Below are 12,046 nucleotides of genomic sequence, written 5' to 3' on the forward strand. Positions count from 1 at the left end.
GGCCTACTTCGGAAAGGTGTTTTGAAGCCGATTTCAGGAAAATAAGCCCAAAGCAGCAGGACCGGATTTAGACCTGCCGCCTTTGGCTTATAGAGGTTTGATCTGTATGAAAATGCCGCTACCGGGAGGCCATAAACGTCACCAGCAATCCCCGGATGATCTGCACCAAGGTGGTTGGATACACGCCGATCCAGACCAGGAGCAAAGCCAGTACGGCCATGGTGGCCCCGCTGGCGAAGGAAACGGCCGGGTGCAGAACCTTGCGGAGCTCGGGTTTCTTCTCGGGCTGGGCGAACATGACGGCAATTACTTTAATGTAGTAGTACAAGCCGATGACACTGTTGAGCACCAGCATGGCCACCAGCAGCCACTGTTGGGTATTCACGCCCGAGGCCAGGATGTAGAATTTGCCCACAAAGCCGGCGGTGAGCGGAATGCCGGCCAGCGACAGCAGCATGGCCGTGAAAATGGCCGCCGTGGCCGGGCGCCGCCAGAACAAGCCGCGGTAATCCTCCAGTTGGTCGGCATCGCGTATGTTGTCTGACAGGAGCGCCACTACCCCGAAGGAACCCAGCGTAGTGATAAAATAAGCCACCAGGTAAAAGCTCACCGCCTCCACGCCCAGTTGGTTTCCGGCCAGAAAGGCAATGAGCAGGTAGCCCAGGTGGGCGATGGAAGAGTAGGCGAGCAGGCGCTTGATGTTCTTCTGCCGGAGGGCCAGCAGGTTGCCCGCCACCATGGAGGCCAACGCGATGCAGGTGAAGATGAGTACCAGGCTGGGGTATCGGTATCCGTCTGTCTCGGTGATAAACCGGATGAGTAGGCCCATCATGCCGCCCTTGGACGCCGTAGCAATGAACGCCGTCACGGGAGCCGGCGCGCCTTCGTACACATCGGGGGCCCACATATGGAACGGCACCACGCCCAGTTTGAACCCAACGCCCACCACAATCAGACCGAAACCGGTCAGAAACAACAGCGGGATGTCCTGCATGGACCGCAAATAAACGGCGATATCGGTGAACGACATGGTGCCGGTGACCGCGTACATAAGGGCCATCCCAAACAGCATGAACGCCGAGGACATGGCCGCCAAGATAAGATATTTTATGCCCGCCTCGTCAGACATCTCGCGCAGGCGCAGGTAAGAGATAAGCGCGTAAAGCGATACGCTGAGCACCTCCAGCCCCAGGAAAAGCGCCATGAAATGCTGACTGATGACTAGCACGCAAGTACCCAGCGTAGCCAGCAGCAACAGGATGTAGTACTCCTCTTTGCGCTCTTCGCGCTGCTCAAAATAGGCGTACGACACCAGCGTCACAAACAAAGAGGTCATGAGAATAAGGCCCATCGTGAACACGCCCCAGCCGTCCACAATCAGGAAAGGCGGAATCTGGTAAGAGAATCCCCGCAGGGGCAAAAGGGTGAACAAAGCCGCAAAGTGGGCCAGCAACGTAAGCCCGAACACCACCCGGTGGTTCCGCTTCACGGCCACCGACAGCATGGTTACAATGGCACCGGCCACCAAAATGAGCACGGGCATGAGGTAATGAACGTCATTTAAGCGCATGAGAACCTCCTTTCAGGGTATGAACCGAATCTTGTGGGTGGGCGATAAGAGTAACGGAGTTGGGGGAAGTGATTTTCAGCGATGGTTGGGCATAGGCCTCTAATTGCGTTTCTAAGGAACCTCGGGCCAGGTCCAACACCGGCTGCGGATTCAGCCCGAGCCACAGAATGAGCACCACCAACGGCACGGCAATCCCCAACTCCCTGGGGGAAAGATCCTGCATTCTATGCGTAGTATGGTGCTGGCCCAGGAACACTTTTTGCATGATGCGCAGGGAGTACACCGTGGCCGCTACTAACCCGATGGTCGCGAAAACGGTAAAGACCGGACTGGCTCGCCAACTGCCCACCAGCGTCAGGAACTCGGCAATGAAATTCCCCAGCCCGGGAAGTCCCAGCGACGCCATGACAAACACCATGGCTATTACGCCCATTTTAGGCAGAGTAGGCCAGAAACCGCCCATCTGCCGGATGTCACGGGTGTGGAGCCGCTCGTAGAGGAAGCCCGCCAAAATAAATAGGGCGCCGGTACTGAGGCCGTGGGTAATCATCTGCATCACCACGCCCTGGTACGCCCATTGGTTGAAAGCGAAAACGCCCAGCACCACAAAGCCCATGTGGCTCACGCTGGTGTAGGCGATGAGGCGCTTGAGATCAGTCTGCGCGAAGGCCAGGATGGCGCCGTACAGAATCCCTATCACGCCCAGTAGCATCGCCCAGGGGGCAAAGACTTGGGCGGCTTCGGGGAACAGCGGTACCACGAAACGCAGCAATCCGTACGCCCCGGTTTTCAAGAGCAGCCCGGCCAGGATCACGCTACCGGCGGTAGGGGCCTGGGAGTGGGCATCGGGGAGCCAGGAATGGAACGGAACTACGGGTAATTTCACCAGGAACGCCGCCAGGAAACCTGCCATGAGCCACTTCTCCACGCCCAATGGAAAGTTAGTGCCCAGCAAATCAAAATAATTAAAGGAGTAGGTGCCTGTGGCCGTGCCGTGCACAAAATACAGCCCCAGAATGGACAAAAGCATGAGCAGCCCGCTGGCTTGCGTGAAGATGAAGAACTTGTAGGCCGCGTACGTCCGGTTCTCATGCCCCCAGATACCGATGAGGAAGTACATGGGAATGAGCATCACCTCCCAGAAAAAGTAAAACAGGAACAGGTCCATGGTCAGGAACACGCCCGTAATCCCCGCTAACACCCAGAGGATGTTGAAATGGAAGAACCCTACCTTGGTTTGGATCTCTTTCCAGGAAATCAGGATAGAAACTAGGCCGATGAAGAACGTCAAGGCCAGCATGAGCAAACTCAGCCCGTCCAGGGCCAGCGAAAAGGAAACACCCCATTGCGGAATCCAGGGTACTTCATAGCGCATCAGCCAGGTGTTGGCGGTGTGGGCCGGGGTTTCCAGCCAGAGGAACAGCGTCATGAGCAGACAGGCCAACGTCACCGACAATGCCACCCAGCGCGGCAACTGCGGATGGACACGGTCGCTGACCCAGGCCAGGATGCCACCCACCAATAAAAGAACAAGGAGCCAGGCGAGTATCATGGGAGTAGACTTATGGTGATAATCACAAGGGCGCCCACTACCACGCCCATCATGTACCAGCGCAGGATGCCGCTCTGCGTGTGGGCCATCCCCCGGTTCAACATCCGGGCAATGTGGGTCAGTAAATGGTAAAAAGAGTCAATGAAATCGTTCTTGTTGAGGGTGGCCATGTAGACGAAAGGCTGCACAAAGAGCTTGTCATACAACCGGTCAAAGCCCCACCCTGAGTACCAGAACCGGTGCAGCGCCATGGCCACGCCCGAGTTTCGGATGCTTTCGTGCAGGGCAGGTCGTTTCAGGTACACCAGGTAGGCGACGAAAACCCCGGCCAAAGAGAATGCTGCCGCAATAGCCTGGAACATCCACTCAGAAGGGACCATGCTTTCGTTTACGGGCAGATTTGGCAAAACCGGGCTCAAAAAGGAAGAGAACAGCACCACGTGCCCAAAGTTGTGCGGCAGCTCAATAAACCCCGCCACAGTGGAAAGGACCGCCAGCACCACCAACGGCAAAACGATGAGCTTGCCCGGCGGATGCTCCAGATGCGTTTTGGCTTCGCCGAAGAACGTGATGAACACCATCCGGAAGGTGTAGATGGCGGTGATGAACGCGCCGACCAGCCCGGCCAGGTACAGCCAGATGTTACCGCGTTCGCCCGCCAGGGCCAACCATAGAATCTGGTCTTTGCTGTAGAAGCCCGCCGTCACCAAAGGCAAGGCCGCCAATGAAGCCGCCCCAATCAAGAAGGTCCAGAACACGGCCGGCATTTTCTCTTTGAGGCCGCCCATTTTGAACATGTTCTGCTCATGGTGCAGCGAAATAATAATGGCCCCGGCCGCCAGGAAGAGCAGGGCCTTGAAGAACGCGTGGATCATGAAATGGAAGATACCCGCGCTCCAGGCCCCTACGCCCAAGGCCAGAAACATGTAGCCAATCTGACTGATGGTGGAATAGGCCAGCACCCGCTTCAGGTCTGACTGAGTCAACGCAGAAAATCCCGCCAGCAGCAAGGTAACCGCGCCAATGACTGCCACGGTAAATTGGGCTATCGGCGCCAGCTCAAACAGCACGTGCATTCTAGCGATAAGGTACACACCCGCCGTCACCATGGTTGCTGCGTGAATTAAGGCACTCACTGGCGTAGGACCGGCCATAGCATCGGGGAGCCAGGTCTGCAGTGGTAACTGTCCTGATTTTCCTACCGCTCCGCCCAACAGCAGAAACGCGATGATTAAAGCGGGTTGCACACCTATGGGCCAAGCTTGAGTTGCTTCAGATGAAATGGTCTGGATGTGCAGCGTCCCGAAATACTGGAAAAGCATGAACAAGCCAATGGCCATGGCCGTGTCGCCCACCCGGGTAATGATGAAGGCTTTGCGGGCGGCATAGCCGTTTTGGGGCTCTTTATACCAAAACCCGATCAAAAGGTAACTGCACAAACCCACACCTTCCCAGCCCAGGTACAGCAACAGCAGGTTATCCGCGAGCACCAGCACCAGCATAGAGCCCACAAACAGGTTCATGTAGGCAAAGAAGCGGGTGAAGCCCTCGTCCTCGGCCATGTAGGCGGTGGAGTAGAGGTGAATCAGGAAACCCACAAACGTGATCACGAAGATGAACACTAAAGACAGCGCATCCAGGTGAAACGCGATGGACGGGTTGAAGCCTGCCACGTTAAACCACTGCCAGACTTCCTGCCGGTACACGCCTCCTGCGGGAGCATCGCTCAGAAATTGAAAACCCAAAAGCAACGTGAGCACGGCCGATAAACCAACGCTGCCCACGCCAATTAGAGACACCACCGTACGGGGCAGTCTGCCGCCCAGCAGAATCAGCAGCAGGGCACCGGCAAAAGGCAAAGCGGGAATGACCCAGAGTAGATTTTCCATAGCTATCCGTACATTAGGTTGGCTGCGTCGCTGTCAAGGGTTTTCAGGTTGTGGTACAACTGGAGGATCAGGGCCAGGCCCACGGAGACCTCGGCGGCAGCCATGGTGACGATGAAAATGAACATGACCTGCCCATCGGCCTGGGCCCAGCGGGCACCGGCCACTATAAAGGCCAGCCCGGCGGCATTGAGCATGATCTCCACCGATATGAGCATGAAGATGATGTTGCGCCGGATGAGCAGACTCACCAGCCCGATGACGAAAAGGATGCCCGCCAGCAGCAGGCCATATTCCATGGGGAGGGTAGTCATGCGTCGGTCCTTTCCAAAAAACGGTGGATTACTTTCTTCTTCTGCCGGCCCAAATGATAGGCGCCCACAATGCCCGCCATCAGCAGCATGCCGCTCAACTGCACGCCCAGCACGTAGGGCCCAAACAAAGACATGCCCACGGCCTTCGCCTCCACGGGCGTGCTTCGGTAGTTGGCCGGGGTATCAATGGTGAAAATGTAGACCAGCTCCACCAGCAGTATGAAGGACAACACGGCCGGGCCGATCCAGATGCGGGGCTGGAGCCATTCCTTTTCATGCTGGATGTCTTCGGTGGTGAGGTTCAGCATCATGATCACGAAGATGATGAGCACCACAATGGCCCCGGCGTAGATGATGATCTCCAGAGCGGCCATGAAAGGAGCCCCTAATGTGAAAAACACCACCGAAATAGCCAGGAACGACACCACCAGGTACAGCAGCGCATGGATGAGGTTGTATTGCGTGACCACCATGATGGTTGCGAGAATAGCGATGGCGGCAGCGATGAAAAAGGTCAGTTCCATGGCGGTGCAGGTTAAGGCAGGAGGCTTTTCACGTTTACCGGCGGATTCTCGTTGATGCCTTCTCCTTTGTCCTTTCCGCCGATGGCCATGCCTGCCACTTTGTAATAGTTGTAGCCGGGATATTTTCCTTGCCCATCAATGAGGAGGTCTTCTTTCTCGTAGACCAGGTTCTGGCGGTTGTACTCGGCCATCTCAAAGTCTGGGATGAGCTGGATGGCGTAGGTGGGGCAGGCTTCCTCGCAGAATCCGCAGAAAATACAGCGCGAGAAGTTGATCCGGAAGAAATCCGGGTACCGGCGACCGTTCTCGTCCTCCGTGGACTGCAGCGAGATACAGTCTACCGGACAGGCTGCCGCGCACAGGTAACAACCCACGCAACGCTCGCCCATGTCGGGGTCCCGCGTGAGCACAATCCGGCCCCGCCACCGGGTGGAGAGCTTGGCTTTTTCCTCGGGGTACTGGATGGTGTCGCGTTTGTGGAACGCGTGCAGGAAGGTTAACCCCATGCTTCTGAGAATACTAAACATATCAGCTCCTTTCGTTATGCCAGGGCTCCCCAAGAGCGATGACGGGTTATGCGTTAAGACTCAGTTTGCAGCAGGACAATGGCCGCTGTTACCAGCAGGTTTACCAGGGAAAGCGGAAGCAGGATTTTCCAGCCGTATTCCATGAGTTGGTCGTAGCGGGGGCGGGGCAGCGAGGCGCGCAACAGGATGAACAAACTGATGAAGGCGAACACCTTGATGGCGAACCAAACCAGCGGCGGCAGAAACCCAGGTCCCAGCCATCCCCCGAAGTACAGCGTCACCACCATGCAGGAGATCAGCGTAATGCCCAGGTACTCGCCAATGAAGAACATCCCGAACTTCATGCCCGAGTACTCTGAGTGGAACCCCGCCACCAACTCGCTCTCCGATTCCGGAATGTCAAAGGGCAGGCGGTGGGTCTCGGCCACGCCGGCGATGAAGAAGATGACAAAGCCCAGGAACTGCGGAATGAAAAACCATAGATCGCGCTGCGCCTCTACAATGGTGGTCATGTTAAAAGTGCCGGTCAACAGCACCACGCCCATGAGCGCCAACCCCATGAACACCTCGTAGGAAATCATCTGCGCTGCGCCCCGCATGGCCCCCAGCAAGGCGTACTTGTTGTTAGAGGCCCAACCGCCCAGAATGATGCTGTAGGCGCCCATAGACGACATAGCCAGGAAAAACAGGAGCCCGATGTTGAGGTCGGCCACCACGATGCCGGGCGCGAACGGCACCACCACAAAACCCAGCAGCACCGTCACCAGCACAATGGCCGGCGCAATCACAAACACCACTTTATCCGCCAGCGGCGGAATCCAGTCTTCCTTGAAGAACAGCTTCAGGGTATCTGCCAACACGATGAACAGCCCGAAAGGTCCCGCGCGGTTAGGGCCGTAGCGGTCCTGCCAGAGCGCCAGCATCCGGCGTTCCACCCAGATGAGCCCCGCGGCCACGTTCAGCAGCCCAAATAGCACGCCCCCAATGATCAGGAGATAGTGTGAGGTTGATTCTTCCATGCGGGTTCTGGTTTAAGGATGATGGCCCAGGCGGGTACTTCAAAAAACGGAACATCTTGTAAGCCTCTGGGTACCCCAGCGGTGCCCGGCGAGAGCTCAGGATACAGTTTCACCGGCAGCCGGAAGGTCTGGTGGTTCAGCGTGAAACTGAGGATCTCACCTGCTTCCAAACCAAAGGTCTGGGCGTCCCTCGGGTTCAGGGCCACATAGGGTTTTGGGGCTCTTTCTGCAATCCCGGGCGAAAACGAGCTCAACTCCTCCGACCCGAAAATGTGGGGCAGCGGCAGCACGAACAGGTGGTCTTTCAGCGGCTGGAAGTCTTCGGGCACATCGTGGTAATAGCGGTTGAGCCCGTCCTGCCCTGGTTCTATGAGCCGGATGCCCGGATCGCCGTACCGCAGATGCCCGCCCACTTCGTCCTGGTACTTGTTCACCGACTGCATGGAGTTCCAGCCGGGCGCCCAGAAGAAAGGCGTAATAGGTGAAGGCGGTTGGCCCCGGTAGCCTTCCATGGTAAAGGAAAGCGGGGAATCAGGGTCTTGGGGCGGTTTGGCTTCGCTCACGTTATGGTGGGCGAACATGGCGGTGCGGCCGCTGAACCGGTGGGTTTCCCGGGGTATTTTCTGGCCGGAGATCCGGAAACCAGCGGGCGGAGCCAGGGCTTCTAGACTTCTGAACTTAGGCTCAACCTCCATCAGGGCGCGGTTCACGTCATCTATGTTCTCCCATTGGCTCATCAGGGGCACGTGCAGCGCCTGGCCTATTTGCGCGAGCCAGCGCCAGCTTTCCTGGATGTCCTCAGCAGTGGGGTAGACCTGGTAGAAGCGTTGGGCCCGACCCTCGTTGTTCACCAAGGTGCCATCTGCCTCCGAGAAGGCGCCGGCGGGCAGCAGTACATGGGCTTTCTCAGTGGTGGCGTGGTGCAGGTGGTCCAACACGATGACCTGTTTGGCTTTGCCCAGGAAACGGTCTACTTCTGCTTTATCGGCGCAGCGGTGCAGGTTGTTCTCCAGGATGATGACCGCCTCGGCATAGCCGTTATGAATGGCCGCAAAAGCGGAATCGAGTCGGTGACCGCCCAACATCGCCAGGCCCATGCTGTTGCATTCGGGCAGGGTGAGCACGAGGCCGGTTTCGGGGTTTTGGGCGTGTAAGGCCGCAGTGAGGTTAGCTGCTGCTTCCAGCACGGCTTCGCTGCCCGTGGAGCAGCCCGAGATGATCAAAGGCTTTTTGGCTTTCACCAACGCCTGGGCAATCTGCTCTGCCAGGGCCTGCTCTTCCTCTGATAAATGCGTCACCTCCGGCGATCCGGCGCTGATGAGGTTGGCCACAGCAAAGCCCAGGCGGGCGATGGTATCCGGAGAGGCGTGTAGCGTGGCGGTGGCGATCTCATCCAGTTTGGTGGCGGTGAGCGTGGCCATGAAAAGCGGCCCGTGCTGCTCCTGCACCAGCTCCCGGGCGGCGGCATCCTGCCAATACGGGATACTGGCTTGCATCACCGTTTCCAGCGGTTGTTGCCGCCCTGATTGCCTTACCGCCAAGCCCAGCCGGGGAGCGGTGTTGATCAGGTCCTCGCCCAGAATGAAAACGGCATCGGCTTTCTCCACTTCCCGCAAACTGAACGTGCGGGCCGGCGTACTCTGCAGGATCTTCAGGCTCATATTCACCATGTCATAATCCGTGTCGGAGACGCCGCTGTGGAAATTGTCCTCGCCCACCAGAGCCTTCAGCGCGAAGTTGGATTCCAGCGAAGCGCGCGGCGAGCCGATGCCAATAACCCGGGCAGTTTTGAGTTGCGTGGTGACTTCCTGCAAGGCTTCCTCGCGGGAAACGGCCTCGGGAAGTTTGGTTCGTACCAACGCTTTTCTTATCCGTGCCGGGCCGTTCACGAACTCATAGCCAAACCGACCCCGGTCACAAAGGAAATAGCCGTTCACCTCGCCGTTGTAGCGGTTGGTAATCTGCCGCAAGGAACCGTAGCGTTCGCCGGCGGTGATGTTACAGCCCAAGCTGCAGTGGTGGCACACCGAGGGCGCCATGGTGAGGTCCCATTTGCGGGTGTAGTGCTGTTTCAGGGTTTTGTCGGTGAAGACGCCGGTGGGGCAGACCTCGGCCAGGTTGCCGCTGAACTCACTTTCCAGTACGCCGTCCTCGGCCCGCCCGAAGTACACGTGGTTGTGCGCCCCGAACACGTCCAGGTCTTTACCGCCGGCATAATCTTTATAGTAGCGCACGCAGCGGTAGCACTGGATGCAGCGGTTCATCTCATGGTTGAGGAACGGGCCCAGGTACTGGTTCTGGTAGGTGCGTTTTTTGAACTGGAAGCGGCGATACGAGTGGCCCGTCATTACGGTCATGTCCTGCAAATGGCAGGAACCGCCTTCGTCGCAAACGGCGCAGTCGTGCGGGTGATTGGTCATGAGCCACTCAATCACGTGCTCCCGGAATTCTTTGGCCTCGGGCTCCTCAATGGACAGGCGCAGGTTGTCGCGCACCGGTTCCATGCAGGACATGATGAGGCGGCCTTTTGTGTCAGCTTCGTCTTTGAAGATTTTCACAGCGCACTGGCGGCAAGCCCCCACCGAGCCCATGGCCGGATGCCAGCAGAAGTAGGGCAGGTCTTTGCCTAAGGATAGGCAGGCCTCCAGCAGATTTTTGCCGGCAGTTACCTCATAGGGCACGTTGTCTATGTAAATGGTGGGCATGGCCTATTTCCAGGGACATTGGTGATCATGGATGTGGCGTTCAAAATCCTCCCGGAAGTATTTCAGGGCGCTCTGCAGGGGTTCCATAGCACCGGGAGCTAACGCGCAAAACGTGTTGCCCGGGCCAAGGTATTTGGTATGGAAATCAAGGATATTCATGTCTTCGGGCCGACCTTCGCCGCGGTCAATGGAAAGCAGCACTTTCTCCACCCAGGGCAGACCCTCGCGGCAGGGCGTACAGAAACCGCAGGATTCCTGCGCGAAGAAATGCTGGAGGTTGTGCACGAAGCCCACGGGGCAGGTCTGGTCGTCCAGAATGATCATGGTGCCGGTGCCCATGCGGCTGCCCGCCGCCGCGATGGAGGTGTAATCCATGGGCGTGTCCAGGTGCTGCTCTACCAGGAAATCGGTGGAGGCGCCGCCAGGCAGGGCACCCTTGAACTTGTAGCCGTCCAGCATGCCCCCGGCGTATTCTTCCACCAGTTCCCGGATGGTGACGCCCATAGGCAGTTCCCAGGCACCGGGCCGTTTCACCTTGCCGCTCACGCCGTAGATCTTGGTGCCGGCATCCTGGGTGCGGCTCAGGCCTTTGAACCATTCGGCGCCGTGGTTCACGATGTGGGGCAGGCAGCAGAGCGTTTCCACGTTGTTCACGATGGTGGGTTTGCCGTACAGGCCGCTCACCTGCGGGAACGGTGGCTTGGCCCGCGGCATGGCGCGTTTGCCTTCCAAGGCATTGAGCAGCGCGGTTTCTTCGCCGCACATGTAGCGGCCCACTCCGGTGTGCAAATGCATCTCCAGACTGAAGCCCGTGCCCAGAATATTCTGCCCAAGGTACCCAGCATTATAGGCTTCCTGAATGGCTTTGACAATGCCTTGGGCCGCTTTCTTGTAGGCCCAGCGGAGGAACACATAACTAATATCCGCCCCAATGGCGTAGGACGCGAGGATCATGCCCTCAATTAATTGGTGCGGATTGCCTTCCAGGAGCAGGCGGTCTTTGAAGGTGCCGGGCTCCATCTCATCGGCGTTCGCTACCAGGTATTTGGGCCGGGGCACGTCCGGACCCATCGGCACGAAGCTCCACTTGAGCCCAGTGTTGAACCCGGCCCCGCCGCGGCCCCGCAGATTGGAGTCTTTCACCAGCGTCACCACCACCTCGGGTGAGAGCTCCAGCAGGGCTTTCCGCACCGCCTGGTAGCCGCCCACCCGCTCGTACTCCTGCAGGCTGAGGGGTTCTCTATCGGGGTGGATGTGTTTGGTCAAGGGTCTTTCCATGGCTATGGCCGGGCGGTTTATCTGTGGTGGTGCAAGATGTCGTCTAACTCCTCAATGGTCACGTTCTGGTACAGATGGTCGTCAATCATGAGGGCGGGGGCGCGGTCGCAGGTGCCCAGGCAGACGTTGGGCAGAAGCGTAAAGCGGCCATCAGGAGTGGTCTCGCCGTATTTGATCTGCAGTTTCTGTATGAGGTGGTCCCTGATCTGCTCATAGCCCATGACCCAGCAACTGATGCTGTCGCAGAGCAGAATTACGTGGCGGCCCACCGGCTGCCTGAAGATGAGGTTGTAGAACGTGGCCACGCTGTCCAACTCCTCCGCCGACATCCCCAGCATGGTGGCCGTGTCTTTGAGGCTTTCATCCGAGACCCAGCCGCGGTGCTGCTGCACCACCTTCAGGGCCTCAATGCAGGCCGCCTTCCGCTGCGGCACCAGGCTAATCTCATGTTCAATCTGCGCGATTTCCTCCGTGGTCAGCATCTGTTCTTCGGTTAAGTACTTGTTCGTTTCCTCAGCAGCAGTGCTGCTGTTTGTAAAATTGAGTCGATGTTTGTCTTGGTGATTAGCTCACCTGATGTTCCCTGTTTCAGGCCTGTTTTCCAGAAACCAGCCTAAAAACAGAGAACTCAGGCGGACATTCACTGTATCTATGTAGACCTCGGCTTTGCT

At 57.8% G+C, this 12,046-nt stretch carries 10 protein-coding genes; all 10 read right to left on the bottom strand.

Annotated features, from left to right (window positions below; translation table 11 throughout):
* Positions 1-118: 118 nt before the first annotated feature.
* The 10 genes from FOA19_RS18460 to nuoE are packed head-to-tail and all read right to left on the bottom strand — an operon-like array spanning position 119 to position 11,857.
* Complete coding sequence (locus tag FOA19_RS18460) at positions 119-1,570, bottom strand: NADH-quinone oxidoreductase subunit N (RefSeq protein WP_149092320.1); 1,452 nt, start codon at positions 1,568-1,570, stop codon at positions 119-121.
* Positions 1,557-3,122, bottom strand: coding sequence for an NADH-quinone oxidoreductase subunit M (nuoM, locus tag FOA19_RS18465; protein ID WP_149092321.1), 1,566 nt, complete (start codon positions 3,120-3,122; stop codon positions 1,557-1,559). Before nuoM ends, FOA19_RS18460 begins: the two co-directional genes overlap by 14 nt.
* Positions 3,119-5,011: an NADH-quinone oxidoreductase subunit L gene (gene nuoL / locus FOA19_RS18470; RefSeq protein WP_149092322.1), complete on the bottom strand. Its 1,893-nt coding sequence runs from the start codon at positions 5,009-5,011 to the stop codon at positions 3,119-3,121. Before nuoL ends, nuoM begins: the two co-directional genes overlap by 4 nt.
* A gap of 2 nt (positions 5,012-5,013) precedes the next feature.
* The gene (gene nuoK, locus FOA19_RS18475) at positions 5,014-5,322 is read right to left on the bottom strand and encodes an NADH-quinone oxidoreductase subunit NuoK (protein WP_149092323.1); all 309 of its coding nucleotides are present in this window, start codon (positions 5,320-5,322) and stop codon (positions 5,014-5,016) included.
* Positions 5,319-5,846 carry an NADH-quinone oxidoreductase subunit J gene (nuoJ, locus tag FOA19_RS18480; protein WP_149092324.1) on the bottom strand — a complete coding sequence of 176 codons (528 nt, stop codon included), beginning with the start codon at positions 5,844-5,846 and terminating at the stop codon, positions 5,319-5,321. The genes nuoK and nuoJ overlap by 4 nt, the downstream gene beginning before the upstream one ends.
* Positions 5,847-5,857: 11 nt before the next feature.
* Positions 5,858-6,373, bottom strand: coding sequence for an NADH-quinone oxidoreductase subunit NuoI (gene nuoI / locus FOA19_RS18485; protein WP_149092325.1), 516 nt, complete (start codon positions 6,371-6,373; stop codon positions 5,858-5,860).
* 53 nt (positions 6,374-6,426) lie between these two features.
* Positions 6,427-7,392 carry an NADH-quinone oxidoreductase subunit NuoH gene (nuoH, locus tag FOA19_RS18490; RefSeq protein WP_149092326.1) on the bottom strand — a complete coding sequence of 322 codons (966 nt, stop codon included), beginning with the start codon at positions 7,390-7,392 and terminating at the stop codon, positions 6,427-6,429.
* Positions 7,362-10,097 (bottom strand): NADH-quinone oxidoreductase subunit NuoG, encoded by a 2,736-nt coding sequence (gene nuoG, locus FOA19_RS18495; RefSeq protein ID WP_149092327.1) that lies wholly within the window; start codon positions 10,095-10,097, stop codon positions 7,362-7,364. Before nuoG ends, nuoH begins: the two co-directional genes overlap by 31 nt.
* Before the next feature lie 3 nt (positions 10,098-10,100).
* A complete protein-coding gene (nuoF, locus tag FOA19_RS18500; RefSeq protein ID WP_190300463.1) occupies positions 10,101-11,375 on the bottom strand; it encodes an NADH-quinone oxidoreductase subunit NuoF in 1,275 nt (424 codons plus the stop codon).
* Between the two features lie 17 nt (positions 11,376-11,392).
* The gene (gene nuoE / locus FOA19_RS18505) at positions 11,393-11,857 is read right to left on the bottom strand and encodes an NADH-quinone oxidoreductase subunit NuoE (protein WP_149092329.1); all 465 of its coding nucleotides are present in this window, start codon (positions 11,855-11,857) and stop codon (positions 11,393-11,395) included.
* Between the last annotated feature and the right edge of the window lie 189 nt (positions 11,858-12,046).

It is taken from the genome of Rufibacter hautae (assembly GCF_008271695.1).
Lineage (GTDB): Bacteria > Bacteroidota > Bacteroidia > Cytophagales > Hymenobacteraceae > Nibribacter > Nibribacter hautae.

Coding starts and splice junctions, on each gene's coding strand:
- FOA19_RS18460 (WP_149092320.1), bottom strand. CDS start 1,570: ATGCGCTTAAATGACGTTCATTACCTCATGCCCGTGCTCATTTTGGTG.
- nuoM (WP_149092321.1), bottom strand. CDS start 3,122: ATGATACTCGCCTGGCTCCTTGTTCTTTTATTGGTGGGTGGCATCCTG.
- nuoL (WP_149092322.1), bottom strand. CDS start 5,011: ATGGAAAATCTACTCTGGGTCATTCCCGCTTTGCCTTTTGCCGGTGCC.
- nuoK (WP_149092323.1), bottom strand. CDS start 5,322: ATGACTACCCTCCCCATGGAATATGGCCTGCTGCTGGCGGGCATCCTT.
- nuoJ (WP_149092324.1), bottom strand. CDS start 5,846: ATGGAACTGACCTTTTTCATCGCTGCCGCCATCGCTATTCTCGCAACC.
- nuoI (WP_149092325.1), bottom strand. CDS start 6,373: ATGTTTAGTATTCTCAGAAGCATGGGGTTAACCTTCCTGCACGCGTTC.
- nuoH (WP_149092326.1), bottom strand. CDS start 7,392: ATGGAAGAATCAACCTCACACTATCTCCTGATCATTGGGGGCGTGCTA.
- nuoG (WP_149092327.1), bottom strand. CDS start 10,097: ATGCCCACCATTTACATAGACAACGTGCCCTATGAGGTAACTGCCGGC.
- nuoF (WP_190300463.1), bottom strand. CDS start 11,375: ATGGAAAGACCCTTGACCAAACACATCCACCCCGATAGAGAACCCCTC.
- nuoE (WP_149092329.1), bottom strand. CDS start 11,857: ATGCTGACCACGGAGGAAATCGCGCAGATTGAACATGAGATTAGCCTG.